The sequence below is a fragment of the Rhizobium brockwellii genome, assembly GCF_000769405.2.
GTDB lineage: Bacteria > Pseudomonadota > Alphaproteobacteria > Rhizobiales > Rhizobiaceae > Rhizobium > Rhizobium brockwellii.
The window spans coordinates 4384372-4404890 of record NZ_CP053439.1 but is presented as its reverse complement, the minus strand read 5'-3'; the positions used below and the strand labels follow the sequence as shown (position 1 = coordinate 4404890).

The 20519-nt window shown below is 60.4% G+C and carries 19 protein-coding genes; 9 read left to right on the top strand and 10 right to left on the bottom strand.

Going from position 1 to position 20519, the window contains the following annotated elements:
* Positions 1-77 precede the first annotated feature (77 nt).
* A complete protein-coding gene (locus RLCC275e_RS21550) occupies positions 78-1964 on the top strand; it encodes an MFS transporter (protein ID WP_033182006.1) in 1887 nt (628 codons plus the stop codon).
* Positions 1965-2130: 166 nt separating this feature from the next.
* Here the strand turns inward: RLCC275e_RS21550 and lpxE are convergent, their stop codons facing one another.
* Positions 2131-2865: a lipid A 1-phosphatase LpxE gene (gene lpxE / locus RLCC275e_RS21545; protein ID WP_082229790.1), complete on the bottom strand. Its 735-nt coding sequence runs from the start codon at positions 2863-2865 to the stop codon at positions 2131-2133.
* Positions 2866-3127: 262 nt separating this feature from the next.
* Complete coding sequence (gene leuB, locus RLCC275e_RS21540) at positions 3128-4240, bottom strand: 3-isopropylmalate dehydrogenase (RefSeq protein WP_012759505.1); 1113 nt, start codon at positions 4238-4240, stop codon at positions 3128-3130.
* Between the two features lie 165 nt (positions 4241-4405).
* On the opposite strand from leuB, the gene RLCC275e_RS21535 reads away from it, so the two are divergent.
* On the top strand, positions 4406-5338 hold the full coding sequence (locus RLCC275e_RS21535; RefSeq protein ID WP_033182005.1) for a pyridoxal-phosphate dependent enzyme: 933 nt from the start codon (positions 4406-4408) through the stop codon (positions 5336-5338).
* Positions 5339-5398: 60 nt separating this feature from the next.
* Here RLCC275e_RS21535 and leuD read toward each other — a convergent pair whose 3' ends face one another.
* The 3 genes from leuD to RLCC275e_RS21520 all read right to left on the bottom strand — a co-directional run bounded on the left by leuD (position 5399) and on the right by RLCC275e_RS21520 (position 6909).
* Entirely contained in the window at positions 5399-6007 is a 609-nt protein-coding gene (gene leuD / locus RLCC275e_RS21530; RefSeq protein ID WP_033182004.1) for a 3-isopropylmalate dehydratase small subunit, read from the bottom strand.
* A gap of 133 nt (positions 6008-6140) precedes the next feature.
* Entirely contained in the window at positions 6141-6563 is a 423-nt protein-coding gene (locus tag RLCC275e_RS21525) for a VOC family protein (RefSeq protein ID WP_012759502.1), read from the bottom strand.
* Between the two features lie 112 nt (positions 6564-6675).
* Positions 6676-6909: a hypothetical protein gene (locus RLCC275e_RS21520; protein ID WP_012759501.1), complete on the bottom strand. Its 234-nt coding sequence runs from the start codon at positions 6907-6909 to the stop codon at positions 6676-6678.
* A 138-nt stretch (positions 6910-7047) separates the two neighbouring features.
* Between RLCC275e_RS21520 and RLCC275e_RS21515 the strand changes: the two genes are divergently transcribed.
* Both RLCC275e_RS21515 and RLCC275e_RS21510 read left to right on the top strand, forming a co-directional pair.
* The gene (locus RLCC275e_RS21515; RefSeq protein ID WP_033182003.1) at positions 7048-7968 is read left to right on the top strand and encodes an HpcH/HpaI aldolase/citrate lyase family protein; all 921 of its coding nucleotides are present in this window, start codon (positions 7048-7050) and stop codon (positions 7966-7968) included.
* Positions 7968-8174 (top strand): DUF1737 domain-containing protein, encoded by a 207-nt coding sequence (locus RLCC275e_RS21510; protein WP_033182002.1) that lies wholly within the window; start codon positions 7968-7970, stop codon positions 8172-8174. Before RLCC275e_RS21515 ends, RLCC275e_RS21510 begins: the two co-directional genes overlap by 1 nt.
* A gap of 108 nt (positions 8175-8282) precedes the next feature.
* Here the strand turns inward: RLCC275e_RS21510 and RLCC275e_RS21505 are convergent, their stop codons facing one another.
* Positions 8283-8720: a metallopeptidase family protein gene (locus tag RLCC275e_RS21505; protein ID WP_033182001.1), complete on the bottom strand. Its 438-nt coding sequence runs from the start codon at positions 8718-8720 to the stop codon at positions 8283-8285.
* Positions 8721-8881: 161 nt separating this feature from the next.
* On the opposite strand from RLCC275e_RS21505, the gene RLCC275e_RS34320 reads away from it, so the two are divergent.
* From RLCC275e_RS34320 to bfr, 5 genes are all read left to right on the top strand, one after another.
* Positions 8882-9826, top strand: a complete 945-nt coding sequence (locus tag RLCC275e_RS34320) for an ImuA family protein (protein ID WP_033182000.1) — start codon at positions 8882-8884, stop codon at positions 9824-9826.
* 40 nt (positions 9827-9866) lie between these two features.
* Positions 9867-11282, top strand: coding sequence for a Y-family DNA polymerase (locus RLCC275e_RS21500; protein ID WP_033181999.1), 1416 nt, complete (start codon positions 9867-9869; stop codon positions 11280-11282).
* Positions 11279-14743, top strand: coding sequence for an error-prone DNA polymerase (locus RLCC275e_RS21495; RefSeq protein ID WP_033181998.1), 3465 nt, complete (start codon positions 11279-11281; stop codon positions 14741-14743). The genes RLCC275e_RS21500 and RLCC275e_RS21495 overlap by 4 nt, the downstream gene beginning before the upstream one ends.
* A 132-nt stretch (positions 14744-14875) precedes the next feature.
* Positions 14876-15274, top strand: coding sequence for a (2Fe-2S)-binding protein (locus RLCC275e_RS21490; RefSeq protein WP_082229788.1), 399 nt, complete (start codon positions 14876-14878; stop codon positions 15272-15274).
* Entirely contained in the window at positions 15240-15725 is a 486-nt protein-coding gene (gene bfr / locus RLCC275e_RS21485; protein ID WP_003543950.1) for a bacterioferritin, read from the top strand. Before RLCC275e_RS21490 ends, bfr begins: the two co-directional genes overlap by 35 nt.
* An 86-nt stretch (positions 15726-15811) precedes the next feature.
* Here bfr and RLCC275e_RS21480 read toward each other — a convergent pair whose 3' ends face one another.
* From RLCC275e_RS21480 to RLCC275e_RS21465, 4 genes are all read right to left on the bottom strand, one after another.
* Positions 15812-16345: an RNA pyrophosphohydrolase gene (locus RLCC275e_RS21480; RefSeq protein WP_033181996.1), complete on the bottom strand. Its 534-nt coding sequence runs from the start codon at positions 16343-16345 to the stop codon at positions 15812-15814.
* Between the two features lie 63 nt (positions 16346-16408).
* Positions 16409-17605 carry a divergent polysaccharide deacetylase family protein gene (locus tag RLCC275e_RS21475; RefSeq protein WP_033181995.1) on the bottom strand — a complete coding sequence of 399 codons (1197 nt, stop codon included), beginning with the start codon at positions 17603-17605 and terminating at the stop codon, positions 16409-16411.
* A gap of 77 nt (positions 17606-17682) precedes the next feature.
* The gene (locus RLCC275e_RS21470) at positions 17683-19005 is read right to left on the bottom strand and encodes a S41 family peptidase (RefSeq protein WP_017995549.1); all 1323 of its coding nucleotides are present in this window, start codon (positions 19003-19005) and stop codon (positions 17683-17685) included.
* A complete protein-coding gene (locus RLCC275e_RS21465) occupies positions 18995-20413 on the bottom strand; it encodes a murein hydrolase activator EnvC family protein (RefSeq protein ID WP_033181994.1) in 1419 nt (472 codons plus the stop codon). The genes RLCC275e_RS21470 and RLCC275e_RS21465 overlap by 11 nt, the downstream gene beginning before the upstream one ends.
* Positions 20414-20519: the final 106 nt, after the last annotated feature.

Genomic DNA, 20519 nt, shown 5'->3' with positions numbered 1-20519 from the left:
AGGCGTGTCGCGGCCAGGGGTATGCTTTGAGGAGAAGTAGGCCGCGCGCGTGCTCATCACTCTGTGGAGGACAGACAATGGCAAATGTCGCAAGCATCGACGGCGCGAAGGCCGCTCCGATGACCGGCGAGGAGAAGAAGGTAATCTTCGCCTCTTCGCTTGGCACCGTTTTCGAATGGTACGATTTCTATCTTTACGGTTCGCTCGCCACCTATATCGGCGCGACCTACTTCACCCAATATCCTGAGGCGACGCGCAACATTTTCACGCTGCTCGCCTTTGCTGCCGGCTTCCTGGTGCGCCCCTTCGGCGCCCTGGTGTTCGGCCGTCTCGGCGACCTCGTCGGCCGCAAATACACCTTCCTGGTGACGATCCTGATCATGGGTCTGTCGACCTTCCTCGTCGGCGTCCTGCCGGGTGCCGCTACGATCGGCATCGCAGCCCCGATCATCCTGATTGGGCTGCGCCTGCTCCAGGGTCTGGCGCTGGGCGGTGAATATGGCGGTGCGGCAACCTACGTCGCTGAACATGCGCCGAATGGGCGCCGCGGGTACTTCACTTCATGGATCCAGACGACGGCGACGCTCGGCCTGTTCCTGTCGCTGATAGTCATCGTCTTTGTTCAATATCTGATGGGTGCGGCTCAGTTTGCCGCCTGGGGCTGGCGCATCCCGTTCCTGGTCTCGGTCATCCTGCTCGGCGTATCGGTCTGGATCCGCCTGAAGATGAACGAATCGCCGGCATTCCAGCGCATGAAGGCGGAAGGCAAGGGCTCGAAGGCGCCGCTGACCGAAGCATTCGGGACATGGAAAAATGCCAAGATCGCGATCATCGCGCTGCTCGGCGCCACCATGGGCCAGGCGGTCGTCTGGTACGGCGGCCAGTTCTATGCGCTGTTCTTCCTGCAGAACGTGCTGAAGGTGGACCTGTTCTCGGCCAATGTGATGGTCGCCATCGCTCTTCTCCTCGGCACGCCGTTCTTCGTCATCTTCGGCGGCCTCTCCGACAAGATCGGTCGCAAGCCTATCATCATGGCAGGCCTTCTCATTGCGGCGTTGACCTACAATCCGCTTTTCAAGGCGATGACCTGGACGGCGAACCCGGCGCTTGCCGAAGCGCAGGCTTCGATTCGGGCAACGGTGACGTCCGATCCGGCCGACTGCAGGTTCCAGTTCAACCCGACCGGCACGGCGAAGTTCACCAGTTCCTGCGACGTGGCGACGGCGTTCCTGACCAGGAACTCGGTGCCTTACGACGTCGTGCCCGGTACCGCCGGACAGCCGGCAACGGTCAAGGTCGGCAACGCGACGATCCCAAGCTTCGACGTCGTCGCTGCCGGCGACAAGGCCAAGGGCATGACCGCCGCCTTCGAAAAGAGCGTCAACATCGCGCTCCATGATGCCGGCTACCCGCTGAACCGCGGCGCCATCAAGGTGCCGGATTCCAAGCTTGATGCCTTCATTGCAGCCAATCCGGAACTGTCGCTCAACGCCGAAGCCGTGCGCGCCGGCGAGAAGGAAACCGTACCGGCGGCCAAGCTGGTCGAGACCAAGCTGCTGACCGCGGATGAGGCCAATGGCGTCACCGACATGGCGGTCTACAACGTCGCCAATGGCGGCGCCTTCGCCATGGTTGCTGATCCCGCCCGTGTCAACTGGATCGGCACGATCGCGGTGCTGTTCGTCCTCGTCCTCTATGTGACGATGGTCTACGGCCCGATTGCGGCACTGCTGGTCGAGCTCTTCCCGACCCGCATCCGCTATACCGGCATGTCGCTGCCCTATCACATCGGCAACGGCTGGTTCGGCGGCCTGCTGCCGGCGACAGCCTTCGCGATGAGCGCTGCCGCGGGTGATATCTATTACGGTCTCTGGTACCCGATCGTCTTTGCGTCGATCACGCTGGTGATCGGCCTGATCTTCCTGCCGGAAACGAAGAACAGGGATATCCACGCCATGGATTGAGCGGCGGATTGAGACCAATCCGCGCTTGAGAAAAAGGCCCGGCGCTCACAAGGCGCCGGGCTTTTCCATATTACAGCGCCGCGCGTCTTTTCGGACGCGCAAAGGACGCTGTAACATATTGAATTGCTGCATAATTTTATCCTTAAATCGATTCCGATTGAAGGAATTATGCAGTGCGAAACAGGCGCTTCGAGAGTGGCCAGCCATCCGGCGCCAGCTTGAAGAGCAAGCCGCAGCGCGCAAAGACGATCGCCGTCAGCAGCGAGAACCAGGCACCGAAGGCAAGGCCGGCGATGACGTCGCTCGGATAATGGGCGCCGACCATGACACGCGTCATGCCGAGCCAGATGGCGCAAGCGATGAAGGCAACGCGATAGCGCGGAAACAGCAGCGCGAAGGCAGCAAAGAAGGCGCCGACCGTGGTGGAATGGCCGGACGGAAAACTTTCGAAAGCGGCATGGCCTGAAAAGGGCGTGAAGGAAAACATGCCGTAGTCATGAAAATGATCGGGACGCGCCCTGCCGATCGCCCGCTTTAGCAGATTGGCGAGCAGCCCGGAGAAGACAACCGTGATGAAGAGATAAGCGCCGATCCAGCTGACATAAAGCGCTTGCGCCTTGGAGCGCGCCGTCTTCACAAGCTTGTAGCCGGCCCGGCCCTGAAAGAACAGCAGGATGCTGGTATAGATCAGCCAGGCGGAATCGCCGAAGCCGGTCAGCATTTCGCCGAGGTGCTTCACCGGTGCAGGAGCCTCGCTGGCGCCGATCGGTGCATCGAAGAGCAGCATGGAGAGAATCACGGCATTCAGCGTGATGAAGAGGCAGGCCTGCCAACGCAAAGGCGGTATGCCAGCGCTGCTCCGGCGCCAGCGCCTGTCCAAGGAAGCCCAAAATGCCCGCATTCCGTCGTCCGTTCAAATTTGCCCTAAAGTGCCACGACGCGCTAAGGACGCTCTATTATTTTGAATTGGCGCGTAGTCCATTGGAAAATCGTTTCCAATGTCGAGGTTATGCGCTCGTTAAAATCCGGCGCAAAAATACACGAGATTGTGGCCGAGAATAGTCCGTTTGGGATAATTCGACCAAGCCGATGCGGCTCGCGTTCAGGAGGAAAAAGCCCCCGCAAGCATGATGCGAAGGGCCGGAACTGTTTCACGTGAAATATCAGGCGGAAAGCGTCTTGAACTCGGCGAGGATCGCATCGCCCATCTCGATGGTGCCGACCTGCCTTGCGCCATCGGCCATGATGTCGCCGGTGCGGATGCCCTTGTCGAGCACGTTGGCGATCGCCTTTTCCAGATCGTCGGCTTCCTTCACCAGATTGAAGGAGTAACGCAGGCACATGGCGAAGGAGGCGATCATGGCGATCGGATTGGCAATGCCCTTGCCGGCGATGTCAGGGGCCGAGCCGTGCACCGGCTCGTAAAGCGCCTTGCGCTTGCCGGTCTTGCCGTCAGGCGCGCCGAGCGAGGCCGATGGCAGCATGCCGAGCGAGCCGGTCAGCATGGCGGCGACGTCGGAGAGCATATCGCCGAAGAGGTTGTCGGTGACGATGACGTCGAATTGTTTGGGCTGGCGCACCAGCTGCATGCCGCCGGCATCGGCCAGCATGTGTTCGAGCTGGACGTCGGAATATTTCGCCTTATGCGTTTCGGTCACCACCTGGTTCCACAGCACGCCCGACTTCATGACGTTGCGCTTTTCCATAGAGCAGACGCGATTCTGCCGCGTGCGGGCCATTTCGAAGGCGACGCCGGCGATGCGCTCGATCTCGTAGGTATCGTAGACCTGCGTGTCGATGCCGCGCTTCTGGCCGTTGCCGAGGTCGATGATTTCCTTCGGCTCGCCGAAATAGACGCCGCCCGTCAGCTCGCGGATGATCAGGATATCGAGGCCTTCGACCAGCTCCGGCTTCAGCGACGAGGCCGCAGCAAGGGCCGGATAGCAAATGGCGGGGCGCAGGTTAGCAAAGAGCTGCAGATCCTTGCGCAGGCGCAGCAGGCCGGCTTCCGGGCGCACTTCATAAGGCACGCTATCCCATTTCGGACCGCCGACGGCGCCGAACAGAACGGCATCGGCGGCAATCGCCTTCTGCATGTCGGCTTCCGAGATCGCAGCGCCATGCGCATCATAGGCGCACCCGCCAACAAGGCCTTCGTCGGTGACGAAACCGGCATTCATCGCCTCGTTCATATAGGCGATGATCTTGCGGACCTCGCCCATGGCTTCGGGACCGATGCCGTCACCCGGCAGCAGGAAAAGATTGCGCGCTGTCATGAAACCCTCCTGGGAAAAACAAGTTGCGGTTTCTTAGACCCCGGAATTGGGCATTTCAAGCGACAGAAGCGGTGAATCGGTACGCTTCACTTTGAGCAGTGACGGTTGCTCCTGCGTCCGCAAACGGATTAAACGGTGACCCTATCTTTATCCTGGATGGTTCCCATGCCTTTCGTACCTCTCCATCTCGACACGCCCTTGGTTCAGACGGCACCTGGCTATAGCGCCAGCGGCAAACCGCTCTGGCTGAAGCTCGATGCTCTGCAGCCTTCCGGCAGCTTCAAGCTGCGCGGCGTCGGCCGGCTTTGCCAGCACGAGGTGGAAAATGGGGCGCGCGAGATCTTCTGCGCTTCCGGCGGCAATGCCGGCATTGCCGCGGCTTATGCCGGCCGGGCGCTCGGTGTGCCGGTCACGATCGTCGTGCCGGAGACGACGGCGGCCGATGTCCGGCAGACGATTGCCGCAACGGGTGCGAATGTCCTCGTTCATGGTTCGGTTTTCGATGAGGCCAATGCTCATGCAGTCGAACTCGCCCGGAGCCGCAAGGCAACCTATGTTCACCCCTTCGACCATCCGCTTCTGTGGGATGGCCATGCCACGCTGATCGACGAGGTTGTGGCCAAAGGGGCAAAATTCGATTGCGTCATCACCAGCGTCGGTGGCGGCGGGCTGCTTGCCGGCATTGTCGAGGGATTGAAGCGCAACGGGCTTTCCGATGTGCCTGTTATCGCCGTCGAAACGGAAGGGGCGGCCTCGCTGAACGCCAGCCTCAAGGCGAATGAGCGTATCACCCTTCCCGCCATTACTTCGATTGCCAATTCGCTCGGCGCGCGGCAGGTGGCGCAGCATGTCTTCGACTTGCCGAAGCAGCATCCGATCGAAAGTGTTGTCGTCAGCGACGCTGATGCCGTTGCCGCCTGCCTGAAATTTGCCGATGCGCAGCGCATTCTGGTCGAGCCGGCTTGCGGTGCGGCCCTTGCGGTTGCCGATGTACATGCCGGGCTGCTTCAGCGCTTCGATAATCCGCTTATCGAAGTCTGCGGCGGCATCGGCGTGTCGCTCGATAAACTCAGGGGCTGGAAAGAAAAGTTTCTTTGATCTACGCCAAAGAAAAAGCCGGGCGAAAGCCCGGCTTGATCGGCAACCGATTGGATAGGCTCAGGCTGCCCAGGGGTGCGAAGCGGCGTTCTTCTTTTCGAAGCTGTCGATCGCCTTGCCCTTTTCCAGCGTCAGGCCGATATCATCGAGGCCGTTCAGCAGGCAGTGACGCTTGAACTCGTCGAGATCGAACTTGATCAAACCACCATCGGGGCCGGTGATCTCGAGGTTCTCAAGGTCGACGGTCAAGACGGCGTTGGAGCCGCGCGAGGCGTCGTCCATCAGCTTGTCGAGGTCTTCCTGGCTGACCTTGATCGGCAGGATGCCGTTCTTGAAACAGTTGTTGTAGAAAATATCGGCGAAGCTGGTCGAGATGACGCAGCGGATGCCGAAATCGAGAAGCGCCCAGGGCGCGTGCTCGCGCGAGGAGCCGCAGCCGAAATTGTCGCCGGCAACGAGGATCTTGGCAGCGCGATAGGCCGGCTTGTTCAGCACGAAATCCGGGTTTTCTGAGCCGTCTTCGTTATAACGAGCCTCCGCGAAGAGGCCGGTGCCGAGGCCGGTGCGCTTGATCGTCTTCAGATAATCCTTCGGAATAATCATGTCGGTGTCGACGTTGACGACCGGCAGGGGCGCTGCAACGCCCGTGAGCTTCACGAATTTATCCATGATCCATGCTCCATTTCAGCAAATCTACTTTCTGAATTTGCATCTAGTCCAGTTTTTTGCCGAAATGAAGGAGAATCTTTCACAGACGGCGGCCACGCGACGTTTCGCGCGGTCCACCGATTGCGGCTGTCCCTTATTTGGACGGTGCGTTCAGGCCCCAGAGGACGCCGAACGGATCACGAAGCTGGCCATAGCGATCGCCCCAGAACATCAGTTCGACCGGCATGACGACCTCGGCGCCGGCAGCAACCGCGCGATCCCACCAGAAATCGATATCGTCGATCACCAGTTGGATGGCGAAGCCTTCATGGCCTTTGAAGGCATGGCCGTATTCGGGATAGGCGTCCGACAGCATGAGGGAACTGCCGTTGATGTAGAGATGCACATGCATCGTTCTGCCGCTCTCGTCGACCGGCACGAGATATGCCTCTTCGGCGCCGAAAGCCTTCTTGTAGAATTCCGCAGCTTTCACTGCGCCATCGACCGTCAGATAGGGCAGCAGGCCATTCTTGACCGGCGGCATCTTGGTCGAGTTGCTCTCTGTCGTTGTATCCATGCTCGTCCTCCATACGTTTTTCACGAGCCGGCGGAATGCCTGGCTGTTTCAAGGACGCATGATGGAACCTGGAGCCGACAGTGTCGGTCAAAATTTTTGGAAAATCCGGTGATCAGAGATCGATGATCGTGCCGCGGCCGTCGTTCCACACGCGCATCTCACGCTTACCGTTGTTTGCCTTGGCGCGGACCGGAACGGGCTTCATCTTCATCGAAAGCGCACGTCCGACCATGAGCACGGTCAGGATGCCGCCGACGGCGAGCGTCACCGAAAAGGTGAAAAGCAGCATGGCCACGAAAACGGTGGCGCCGGCAAGCATGAGGAAGATGGAGCGAATGTTCTGCATGGTTAGAGACCTTTCTTCGGAAAGGAATGTGGTCCTTCTCCTTCCTCTCTGCAAGGCAAGCATGGCTTTTTGTTGTTCTGCTAGATGTTCTGGGGTGGGCTGCTTGCTTCGGCTTTCAAAGCTTGGCACTAATTCGCCATGAGCCGAAACCCCACGCCCCGCTCCGTCCGCCTGCGCCGTTCGGTGCTGAGTGTGCCTGCCATCAATCTCCGCGCCCTCGAAAAAACTCACGCGGTCGATTGCGATGCGGTGATCTTCGATCTCGAGGATTCCGTGGCGCCGGAAAAGAAGGCGGAAGCGCGGGAAAATCTGTGGAATTTCTTTTCGGCTCGGCCGCTCCAAGGCAAGGAACGGATCATCCGCATCAATGACCTGTCGACCAATTTCGGCCTGGCGGACATGGAACTGGTAATCGCGCTCAATCCCGACGCCGTGCTGTTGCCGAAGGTCGATGAACCGCAGGATGTCATGGCGCTCGGTGACCTTCTCTCCGAGGCGGATGCACCTGATGATCTGCGCATCTGGGCGATGATCGAGACACCGCGCGGTATCCTCAATGCGGCTGTTATCGCTGAAGCCGGGCGCACGCCGGGCTCGCGGCTCGATTGCCTCGTCGTCGGGCTCAACGACCTGCGCAAGGAAACAGGCGTGCTTCCACAGCCGGGGCGGAACTATCTCGTGCCGTGGCTGATGCAGGTCGTCCTTGCGGTCAGCGCCTACGGGCTCGATGCAATCGACAGCGTCTTCAACGATTTCAGGGACGAACAGGGTTTTGATGCCGAATGTCTGCAGGGCCGGGCCATGGGCTTTGCCGGCAAGATGCTGATCCATCCGGCGCAGATCGAGCCCGCCAACCGGCATTTCGGTCCGGATCCGGCAGCGATTGCGGAAGCGGAGGCGATCATATCAGCCTTTGCCGACCCCGCTTCCGACGGGCTGAACGTCATCAATGCAGGCGGGCGGATGGTCGAGCGGCTGCATCTTGTCCAGGCGGAAAGTCTGGTCCATAAAGCCCACCTGATCGCAGCCCGCCAGGCTGCAGCACGAAAGACGATGTGATGAAACTCTACCGCTTTCTGACCGGTCCCGACGATGCTTCCTTCTGCCATAAGGTCACCGCCGCCCTCAACAAGGGCTGGTCGCTGGAGGGCTCCCCGACCTATGCCTTCAATGCCGCAACCGGCGCGATGCAGTGCGGCCAGGCCGTCGTCAAGCAGGTCGAAGGCAAGGAATACGATCCTGAGATGAAACTCTCCGAGCAGTGAGGTTTTAACGCATAATCCTTTCCGGAAATCGTAATCGATTTTCGGAAAGGATTATGCGTGATTGAAAGTGATAGAGCGTCCTTAGCGCGTCCTTGGACGCGCGGCGCTCTATCGCTCAGCGGCTTCCTCGGCGCTTGCCTCGATCCGCTCCATGTCATCGTCGCTCAGCCCGAAATGGTGGCCGATCTCGTGGATCAGGACGTGGGTGATGATATCGCCGAGCGTCTCGTCGTTCTCAGCCCAGTAATCGAGGATGGGGCGGCGGTAGAGGCGGATGCGGTTCGGCATCTCGCCGGTTTCCACCGTGAAACGTTCGGAAATGCCCCTGCCCTCGAAAAGGCCGAGCAGATCGAAAGGGGTTTCCAGCGCCATGTCCTCGAAAACGTCGTCATCGGGGAAATCTTCGATCTCGATCGTGAGGTTGGTCGTCAGCTGGCGGAATTCATCCGGCAGATGGCTATAGGCATCCATCGCCAGCGACTCGAAGGCGCTGATCGTCGGCGCATGGCGGTCCCGCCAATCATCGCTCTGGTCTATGCGGGCCATGAATATTCCTTCCTTTGCGGGCCCATATAGAACCTTTATTGCCTATTTTCGAGTGCGGAATCAAAGGCAGGAATAAATTCATAGAAAATGGCCGTTGACTCTTCATTAGCTCTCTGGAATCTATAAGAACATAACAGGAACAAGACGGATCGGAGAACGCCATGGCGCAGCACGCCCTGGCGCGCGAGCGGCTTTTTGCGCTCCGCGAAACCATCGCCAGACTGGAGGGAAGACTCGCGCCGGCGCTTGCCGCCGCGGAACGGGAAGCCCTGGCGGAAGGACGTAAGACCCACCAGGAGCGCACACTGCCGCCCCTGGCGTTTGGGGTGGAGTTTCTCGACAGGGCGCTGGAAGGCGGTCTGCCGCTCGATGCGATCACCGAATTCCGTTCCGCTCTGTCTCGCGATGCCGGTGCTGCAAGCGGGCTGGCGATGGCTGTTGCCGCGCGGTTGCAAAAACAGGAGGCGGATGGCGGCCGCCTTCTGCCGTTGCTCTGGATCGGCGATGCCGTCGGCACACTGGAGGCCGGCCGTCCCTATGCTCCCGGGCTTCGGGATTTCGGGTTGAGCCCGGAGCGGTTTCTCCATGCCGCGCCGCGCAAGCTGGACGAGGCGCTCTGGCTGGCGGAGGTGGCGGTGGAAAGTGCTGCCTTCTCGGCCGTCATCTTCGAAGTCCGGGGCAATCCCGCCCATTTCGGCCTGACCGAAAGCCGCCGGCTTAGTCTCAGGGCGCATGCTGCCCGCCGTCCGCTCTTTCTTGTCCGTCAGGCCGGGGCGGAGGAGGCAAGCAGTGCGGCCTTGCGTTTGCATGTCGAACCGGCCCCGTCCGCTCTGCGGCCGTTGCCGGATGGATCGACACTTTCCGGCAGCATCGGCAATCCGATTTTTCGTCTGACGCTGGAGAAGAGCCGTAATCCGGCCCCGCTCTCCTTTCTTCTGGAGTGGAATCCCCATGAACGCGAATTTCTCCCTGTCGCCGAACCAAACCTCGTTCGCCCTCCAGGCGAACAGTCAGCGCATTCTGGCGCTCAGCTTTCCGCATCTGCCAACGGACCGCATCGCCCGCAAGCGATGGGGGCTCTCCTGGCGTTCGAAAGGGCGTCCTGAGACGCCGCCTATCGTCTGTTCCGGCAAGCTCAACAATGCCATGCGGCTGACGGCACTGGACGAGTTGGCCGAGAGGCTGGGGTTGAGGAAGGAGTTGGGCGTTGCCGAAGCGCGCGCCATGTACCCGATGCTCGAGGTCGCGGAAGAGGATCCGGCGGCCGACCGCCGGTTGCTGGAGGCAATTGCCGACTGGTGCGACCGCTATACGCCGCTGGTGGCGTTCGACGGCAAGGACGGCCTGTTTCTCGACATTAGCGGCTGCGCCCATCTCTTCGGTGGTGAAAAGGCGCTTCTTCGGGATGTGCTGTCGCGGCTTTTCCATATGGGGTTCGATGCCCGCGGCGCGATCTCATCGTCTCCCGGCCTTTCCTGGGCCGCGTCCCGCTTCGGGCCAGGCGGCGTGATCGAGGATGAAGAGACGGAACATGTGCTGGTGTCCTTGCCGGTTGCAGCCTTGCGGCTGGAAGGACGAACCGTCGATGCCCTGAAGAAGCTCGGTCTGAAATATATCGGCGACGTCATCGATGCGCCGCGAGCGCCGCTGACCCGCCGGTTCGGCCCGGAGCTGCTTCTGCGTCTCGACCAGGCGCTGGGACGTGAAGAGGAGCCGGTCTCGCCCCGGCGTCCTGTTGCCAGCCTCTCGGCCGAAAGCCGCCTGATCGAGCCCATCGGGACGGAAGAACAGATCCTTGCCGTCACCAGGCAGGTGGCCATGTCGCTGCAGCCGTCGCTTGAGGCGCGGGGAGCCGGTGGGCGCGTGTTCGAACTGGTCCTGTTCCGCGTCGACGGCAGGGTCTTCCGTATTTCCGTCGGCGCTTCGCAGCCGCTTCGCGAACCCAAGTTCATTGCAGGGCTTTTTTCCGAGCGATTGCAGGCGGTCTATGACGATCTCGATGCCGGCTATGGTTTCGAGATCCTGCGGTTGAATGTGTTGCGGCACGATCCCTTCAACGAGGCACAAGGTGATTTCGAGGGCGACCGGCAAGGAGAGATCTCGCTTTCGGCCTTCGTCGACCGGGTCTCGGCCCGGCTTGGTGCGGATTGCCTGCAAAGCTTTCAGCTCCGCGAGAGCCATGTTCCGGAACGCGCCGTCATCACGGTTCCTGTGATGGAGAGCCTTCCCAGGCGGAAGGCAGCCCAGGACATCCAGCTTCCTTTTCGCGAAGAGCGCCCGCTGCGGCTCTTTGCAACGCCGGAGCCCGTCGAGACCATACTTGCCGAAGTGCCCGATGGTCCGCCGCAGATCTTCCGCTGGCGGCGCATGCAGCATCAGGTGGCAAGAAGCGAAGGGCCGGAACGGATTGCCATGGAATGGTGGATCGATGGGAATGACGCCGAGGCGCGTGACTATTTCCGCATCGAGGATGAGACCGGACATCGCTTCTGGATCTATCGGCGGGGCTTTTATGGTCAGGCGCTTGATCCTCGTTGGTTCATGCATGGCGTGTTCGCATGACAATCGCGCGCGCATTTTTCGAGATCGGCACAAGGACGAATTTCTCGTTTCTTGAAGGCGCCTCTGGCCCGGAGGAGATGGTCGTGCAGGCTGCTCGTCTACGGCTCGGCGGTCTCGGGATTGCGGACCGGAATTCGGTTGCCGGCGTGGTGCGGGCGCATGCGCAGGCAGAACAGCTTGAGGAGAGATACAAGAACAGGGATGAGATTCTGGTCCAGGCGAAGAAGGAAGGAAAAAAGGAGGAGATCCTCGATCCCATCCGGATTCAGCCGGGTGCCCGTCTCGTTTTCTCCGACGGAACTCCCGATATCCTCGCCTATCCCAGCAACAGGCGGGGCTGGGCGAACCTTTGCCGTCTTCTCACCGCCGGCAATCTGAAGAAAGAAGCGGTCAAGGGAAGCTGCATTCTCACGGAAGCGGAACTTATGGAATGGGGGGACGAGATGATGCTTGCCCTTGTTCCCGATCGCACCCTTGTCGATCATCAGACGAGTCAGTCGACGCTGGAAGATTACCTGGAACGGTTTCGCAAACGCTTCCGCAAGGCTTTTTTTATGGTGCTGGCGCCAGCCTATGACGGCCGCGACAGGCAGGTCTTTGCGGTGCTTGCCATGCTTGGTACCAAAAACCGCGTGCCGCTGATTGCGACCAACCAGCCGCTTTATCATCATCCCGACCGCCGGCCGCTTTCGGATGTCGTGATCGCGATCCGGGAGCATGTGCAGATAGCGCAAGCCGGATTCTTGCTGGCGCCGAATGCCGAGCGTTACCTCAAGGATTCACGTGAAATGGTCCGGATCTTCCGGGACTATCCTGATGCGATCGAGAATACGCAAGGCTTCTTCAGCAAACTGACCTTTTCGCTGAAGGAGCTGGAGCACAATTATCCGCTTGAAAACGATCCCGGCGAAACGCCGCAGGAGACTCTCGAAAGGCTGACGAGAGCGGGAGCAGCAAGACGCTATCCCCAGGGTATTCCGCCGAAGGTTGCGCCGCAGATCGAATATGAACTCGATCTGATTGGAAGGAAGAAATATGCTTCCTATTTCCTGACGGTTCACAGGATTATACAGCACGCCCGCTATGAACTTAAGGTCTTGTGCCAGGGGCGCGGATCGGCGGCAAATTCGGTTATCTGCTATTGCCTCGAGATAACGGAAGTCGATCCTCAAAAAAGCACACTGCTTTTCGACCGCTTCATTTCAATGGATCGGGACGAACCACCGGATATCGATGTCGATTTCGAGCATGACCGGCGTGAAGAGGTCATCAAGTTCATCTATGAGAGATACGGCATAGAACATGCTGGGCTGACGGCGGGGGTGACGACCTACCGTACGCGCTCGGCGGGCCGCGAGGTCTCCAAGGCCTTCGGGCTATCGGAGGATGTCCAGTCGGCGATCAGCAGCCTCGTCTGGGGCTGGTCGGAGGATAATCTCTCGGAGCGGGACGCGAAGGCGGCGGGTCTCGACGTCAAGGATCCGGTGACCCGAAACGTTCTTCAGTATGCGTCCGAACTTCTCGGGTTCCCGCGCCACCTCACCCAGCATGTCGGCGGCTTCGTCATCACGCGCGATAGGCTGGATGAGGTGGTGCCGATCATGAAGACGGCGATGCCGGATCGCTACATGATCGAGTGGGACAAGGACGACCTCGATAACGTCAAGATCCTCAAGGTGGATGTGCTGGCGCTCGGCATGCTGACCTGCCTGCGGAAGGCCTTCTCGCTGCTTGAATTGCATTACGACGTGAAGAAGACGCTCGCAGACCTCGGCAACAAGGAGCATGGGGACGAAGGCGAACCGGTTTATGACATGATGGGCCGGGCCGATACGCTCGGCGTCTTCCAGATCGAAAGCCGGGCGCAGATGAGCATGCTGCCGCGTCTGAAGCCGAAGGTGTTCTACGATCTCGTCATCGAGGTGGCGATCGTGCGACCAGGACCGATCCAGGGCGACATGGTGCATCCCTATCTGAAGCGCCGGGAGCAGCGGGCCAAGAACATTCCGATCAAATATCCGAGCAAGGAGTTGGAAACGGTTCTGGAAAGAACCCTCGGCGTGCCCTTGTTCCAGGAACAGGCCATGCAGATCGCCATTACCGCCGCAGGCTTCAAACCGGCGGAAGCCGACAAGCTTCGCAGAGCGATGGCGACATTCAAGAGAACGGGTACGATCGGCAACTTCGAAAAGCGGTTTATCGAGGGAATGGTCTCAAAGGACTATGATCCGGAGTTCGCGAAGCAATGTTTCAACCAGATCAAAGGCTTCGGCGAATACGGTTTCCCGGAAAGCCATGCCGCCTCCTTCGCACTGCTCGTCTATGCCTCCTCATGGCTCAAGGCCTATTATCCCGACGTCTTCTGCACGGCGATGCTGAATTCCCAGCCGATGGGCTTTTATGCGCCGGCGCAGCTGGTGCGGGATGCACGCGAGCACGGGGTAAAGATCCTGCCGGTCGATATCAATGACTCGAACTGGGATTGCGGTCTGGAAGAAGCTGCTTTCGATCGGAATGCTATCGATTTTCGGCATCATGAGATGCGCGAGATCATCAAGACACGGCATGCGGTGCGGCTCGGCTTCCGGCAGATCAAGGGCCTTTCGACAGACGATATGGAACAGCTCGTCAGCCATCGAGGCGAAGGCTACAGCTCGGTGCGCGATCTCTGGCTACGGTCCGGTCTGCAGAAATCGGTCATCGAGCGACTGGCGGACGCCGATGCGTTCCAATCCCTCAATCTATCACGACGCGAAGCGCTCTGGGCGGTGCGGGCGCTGGATGTGAAGAGCTCGACCGAGGAGCTGCCGCTTTTCGAGCAGGTGCGTCATGTCGACCTCCAGGTTGAGCCTACGACGAAGCTGCCAGACATGCTGCCGGGCGAACAGGTGATCGAGGATTACCGTTATCTCTCCCTGTCGCTCAAGGGGCATCCGGTCGCTTTCCTGCGTGAGGAGCTTCAGAAGATGGGCATCACGCGCAATGTCGATCTTCTGACAGTACCGAACGGAAAAAGGGTCACGATCGCTGGACTGGTTCTGGTGCGGCAGCGCCCGGGTTCGGCCAAGGGGGTGATCTTCATGACGTTGGAGGATGAGACCGGGGTCGCCAATGCCATCGTCTGGAATAAGGTATTCGACAAATACCGCTCGGTCGTCATGGGTGCCCGGCTCGTCAAAATCCGGGGCAGGCTGCAAAGCCAAAGCGGGGTGATCCATACCGTCGTCGAACATATCGAGGATATGACGCCGGCGCTTGGTATTCTGCAGCGCGAGGCCCGGCGTTTCGGCGTCTGCGAGCGGGCGGATGAGGTGCTGAGGCCGGGCGTCGATCAGCGGCAGCGAAAGCTTGCGCATGTGCAGGAGAAGGCGGAGTTGGAAAAACGGGTGGTTGCCGCAGGCGGTCATACGGGCGCGGCGGAAACTGCCCAGGTTATGCCGCGTGGGCGGAATTTCCATTGATGCCGGAAAACATAAGTGTTTTGTACGGCATCGGTGTGCCCTACCTCTTGATTTAGATAAGGATTCGGATTTCAGGCCAATTCTGCCCGGGATCCACTCGGATCTTGAACGTTACGTAGCCGCTGCGACTCGATGACATGGGGCTCGAATTTTTTCTTGACAGCCACCATCTTCTTTAGCAGAAAACACGATAGTCAGTGTCATGTTTGGAATGAAGACGTGCTCGTCTGTAGCTGCAATTATATAACCGATAAAGAAATCCGGGAGGTTATCACCAACCTTCTCGATGAAGACTGTTGGCAGCTTATCGTGCCTGCGAAGGTCTACCACGCCATGGAAAAACGCGGCCGCTGCTGCGGCTGCTTCCCCAACGTCGTCGACATCATTATCCAGACGACCGAGGAATATCACGCCCGTCGCCACTCGACGGATACCGAAATATTTGATTTCATGTCCCGCTTGAAACAATTCCATGAGGAAAACAGGAGAGCGGACATTGAAAGGCGACAAAAAGGTCATCGAGCGGCTTAACGAGGCATTGTTCCTCGAACTCGGTGCGGTCAACCAATACTGGGTTCATTATCGTCTTCTTGAGGACTGGGGCTACACCAAGCTCGCCAAGAAGGAGCGCGCCGAATCCATCGAAGAGATGCACCATGCCGACCGGCTTGTTGCCCGCATCATCTTCCTCGAAGGCCATCCCAATCTGCAGACCCTTGCACCTCTGCGCATCGGCCAGAACGTCAAGGAAGTTCTGGAAGCCGATCTTGCCGGCGAGTACGACGCTCGCGCGGCCTACAAAAAGTCGCGCGACATCTGTCATGACGCCGGCGACTACGTTTCCATGAAACTTTTCGAGGAGCTGCTGGCGGACGAGGAAGGTCATATCGACTTCCTCGAAACACAGATCGACCTGCTTGAGAAAATCGGCGAGAGCAAATACGGCCAGCTCAACGCCGATTCCGCCAACGAAGCCGAATAATATTCGAGCGAGATGCCGGCCGCCCATGGCGGCCGGTTATCCTATTCCCGCCGCCGAGACAAACGGAGGCAGTCATCCTGCCGTGATCAGTCTTCCGATTGAAGTGTTTCCAAGTGCTGGAACTCAGCCACCACCTGGTCATAGACGGCGCGCTTGAAGGGCACGATCAGCTCCGGCAGTTGCTTCATCGGCTTCCATTCCCAGGCATCGAATTCTGGCTCGTGGCCGCCAGGCGGCGGATTGATGGCGATCTCGCTGGCGTCACCGTCGAAGCGGAAGGCGAACCAGCGCTGCGTCTGGCCGCGGAATTTCCCCCTGAGCCCGATGCCTATCAGTGCCGGCGGCAAATCATAGTTGATCCAGTCTCTCGCTTCGGCAAGCAGGGTCACCGTCTTCATACCGGTCTCCTCGTAGAGCTCGCGGTAGGCAGCGTCCAATGGATCCTCGCCCTTGTCGATGCCCCCCTGCGGCATCTGCCAGAGCTGCGGCGAGCCATCATATTCGGAATTGCCGTCGGAGATGCGCCGCCCGGCCCAGACGAGGCCATCGCGGTTCAGGATCATCACGCCGACGCAGGGGCGGTAGGGCAGATCCTCGGCTTTCACGGTCGCCTGACTCATCTTCTTCTCCGTTCAGGAATTCTTCTCAGGGATATCTCTCAAGGATCCGTCTCAAGGATACTCTCAAGGATTCCGGGGGTCGTTGGAAAGGGCGGCAACGCCGACAATCTCGATACCGCGCATCGCGGCCTCCTCGCTCCATTTGGCGATGGCGTCAACGCTCTCATCGAAAGCCGAGGCGACGCCGATTGCCTGGCCGTTCTTGCGGGCGATGCGCTCAAGTTCGTCGAGCTTCTTCAGGACAGCGTTGATATCAAGCTGGCCGTCGAGCTGCAGGTCGGCGAAGGCATAGGGCAGTTCGGTTCCCTTGGCGATTGCCGCCGTCTTCGACTGCGCTGAGGTGCCATCGTCGAGAAACAGCAACCCGCGCTTGCCGATGTCGCGCATGACAGGTTCCATGGCGGCGGGATCGGACAGGAAACGGCCGCCGAGATAATTCATGACGCCGGTATAGTTGGTGATCTCGCCCATCGCCTTGTGCAGGTTCTCGATGTTGCGGGCGGCAGGTTTCGTGGTCAGTAGCGTTTCGGGCCCCGGATCGTTCGCCGGATAATCAAAGGGTTCGAGCGGCACCTGGAGAAGGATCTCGTGACCGCCGCGGCGGGCCTCCTGCATCCAGCGCTGCAGGCTGTTGCCGCTTGCGGCAAAAGCGAAGGTGATCTCCTCCGGAAGCTCCGCGATGGCGCGCTGCGTTCCGGTCTGGCTGAGCCCGAGGCCGCTGACGACGATGGCGATGCGGACGCCGCGCGCGCCAGGTGAGGGACGCGCATATTGATCCATCGGCCGCCGGCCATCGGGGCCGATGATCGGCAGCCTGCCAAAAGGCGTCTCTTCGAGCAGCGCATCATTGGGTTGGGCTGCCATGCGCGGATCCTGGCCGATCTGCATGGCGTCGACCAGCACCGGCCCGCCGCCGTCACGAGGGCGGGGACTGTATTTGGTGACGACCGAGCCGTCGCCGGTGACCATCTGCTCGACATTGGCGCCCGAGCGCGGATCGGCGCGGGGCATGCCGTCGGCAGCTTGGCCCGTGGTGGCCGTCGGTGGCTGAGGCGTATTGGCAGGGGGTGTTGCGGCTTGTTCGGCCGCCGGCGGTTTGGTGCGTTCCAGCCCATCGCCGCGAAATGCCGTATAGAGGGAAAAGCCGCCTATCGCGAAAAGGCAAAGACTGGCGGCCATACGGCCCAGGCGCAAAAAACCCGGACGCTTGCGGCCGGTTTTGCGGTTGCGGCCTAGAGGCGTATGCAGGTCCGTTCCCAATTTTTCGCCCGCTCCAAAACCGGGAAACAGCAGAAAGGGTCAAGGCCGGGCGAGGTGCCCGGCCTTGAGGGGATCAATTACTTGGCGACGACGGCCTTGTCCGGATTCGGCGGGAAGGCCGGATCGGTCTTCTTGCCGCGCAGAAGGTCGAGCGCGTAGTTCAGCTGAACGTCGTCCTTCGGGTCCGGCGGGACGTAGGCAACGGAGCCCGAACCTTCGTCGGTCTCGCTCTGACCCTTGATGTGACCGCGCAGGCTGGATTCGCCTTCGGTCACCATCTTGCCCTGCAGTTCCTGCGGCAGCGGCTCCTCGACCTTGATGTCGGGGGTGATGCCGGTACCCTGGATCGAGCGGCCCGACGGCGTGTAGTAGAGCGCCGTGGTCAGGCGCAGCGCGCCGTTTTCGCCGAGCGGGATGATCGTCTGGACAGAACCCTTGCCGAAGGAGCGCGTGCCGAGAACGGTGGCACGGCGCAGATCCTGAAGAGCGCCGGCGACGATTTCCGATGCGGAAGCCGAACCGCCGTTGATCAGCACGATCACCGGCTTGCCATCCGTCAGGTCGCCCGGGCCGGCATTGAAGCGGCGGGTTTCATCCGGATTGCGGCCGCGGGTCGAAACGACTTCGCCACGCTGCAGCAGGGCATCGGAGACGTTGATCGCCTGGTCGAGCAGACCGCCCGGATTGAGGCGCAGGTCGAGAACATAACCCTTCAGCTTGTCGGCCGGAACGGTGTCCTTGATCTTCTTGATCGCCTTTTCCATGTCGGGATAGGTCTTCTCGGTGAAGGAGATGATGCGGAGATAGCCGACATCGTCCTCGACACGCGACTTGACTGCCTGGACGGCGACGACGTCACGGACGATCGTCAGCTCGATCGGCTTGTCGGCACCCTTGCGGATCAGCGTTAGTTTGATCGGCGTGTTGACGGCGCCGCGCATCTTCTCGACGGCGTCTTCCAGCTTCAGGCCGCGCACGGACTGGCCGTCGATCTCGGAGATGTAGTCGCCGGCGAGAACACCGGCCTTGGCGGCGGGCGTATCGTCGATCGGGGTGATGACCTTGACGAGTTCGTCTTCCATCGTGACTTCGATGCCGAGGCCGCCGAACTCACCCTTGGTCTGGGTGCGCATGTCCTCGGCGTCCTTCGCATTCATGTAGCTCGAATGCGGATCGAGCGAGGAGAGCATGCCGTTGATGGCGTTCTCGATCAGCTTGTCTTCCGCAGGCGGCGTCACATATTGCGCACGCACACGCTCGAAGACATCCCCGAAAACCGAAAGTTCCTTGTAGGTCGAGGATCCGGCCGCTTCTGCCGGCACACCCGCCGAGTAAATGACGCTCATTGCGGTCGCACCCATCAATGCGCCGACCAGAACAAGAGAAGCCCTACGAATCATTGCGTGCCTTTCCAGTGTCTTTGGCGGTCCACCACGGTCGGGAATCGACCGGTTTACCGTCCTTTCGAAATTCAATGTAAAGCGTTGGCCGGTTCGTTTCCAGCGCCAATGCAGTTGCGCTTGCCACTCTTTTCGCGCCCATCACGGCAAGCGGCTCGCCGGAGAAAACGAATTTTCCCTGACGGGTATTGATCGTATCCATTCCCGAGAGAACCAGGTGGTATCCATCGCCCGTGTCGAGGATGATCATCTGGCCGTAACTGCGGAATGCGCCGGCGAAAACCACCAGACCATCCGCAGGCGCCGTCACCACTGTCTCTGGATTGGTGGCGACCGTCATTCCCATGGCCTCGTGCCCGGTGCCGTCGGCATCGCCGAACTGGCGCAGGATATCACCCGTAACGGGCACCTCCAATTTCGCCTTCAATTCTCCGAACGGATATGCGGGCGCAATGCGGTTTTTATCGGGCACGCCGCTGTCGGCAAGCGCCTTGGCCTGGGCGCGCTGCTCGTCCGTCATAAGCTTGCGGTTCTCCTCCGCCTGGCGGGCGGCAGCGGCAGCATCCCGCACCGAAGCGATCTCGGATTCCATCGAGGCGACCAGGCCTTCGAGGCTGGTCGCCTTGCCGGCAAGCTCCTCGGAACGTTTCCTTTCGGCCCCGAGCTCGGCGGCGTTGCTGCGGCTGAGCTTGTCGTTTTCGGCAAGCAGCAGGTCCATGCGCCGCTCTTCCTCGATGCCATCAGTCATCGTCCCGGTCAGCGAGGCCTTCTCGGCAGCACTTGCGGTCTGCAATGCGGCAAGGCTTGCGAGGTCTGCGGCAAGCTTGTCGGTCTCTTTGCGGATGCCGGGCACGACGGCGCCGAGCAGAATGGCGCTGCGCACGGAGGCGAGCGCGTCATCAGGGGTGACGAGCAAAGCCGGCGGCGGGTTGCGGCCCATGCGCTGGAGTGCTGCCAGCACCTCGGCCAACAATCCGCGGCGCTCATGCAGGGAACGGCGGATGCCATCCTCCTTGACGCCGAGATCGGCAAGTTTCTTCTCGCTTTCGAGGATCTGCTTTTCGAGCGCTTTGCGGCGGGCTGCGGAATCGATCAGTGCCTGGCGGACGCTTTCCGTGCTCTTTTCCAGATTGGCGATGCTCTGCTGAAGCGCGCTCACCTTGTCGGTGGAGAGGTTGATCGTTTTCGACAGGGTTTCGAGTTCGGCACGGGTCTGATCACGCTTGGCGGCAAGTTCGGCCGCCGGATCGAGCGGCGGCGCCGGCTCGGCTGCCGGCGGAGGTGCGGCCAGCTCGGTCGAAGGCTGTGCCGCCTCGGGCGCGGCATCCTGCGCCCGGACGATGAACGGATTTGCCGACACCACAATCACCGCCACACCGAAGCCGGCCGCGATAGCCGGCAGGATCATGCGGTGTCGCCTGGTGGATGCTCTCGTCATGCGTGTTGGGGCACTTTCTCAAATCGCGCGGAGACTAAGCTGATTTGGTGCACTTTGCCATAAGGATTGCGGGAGA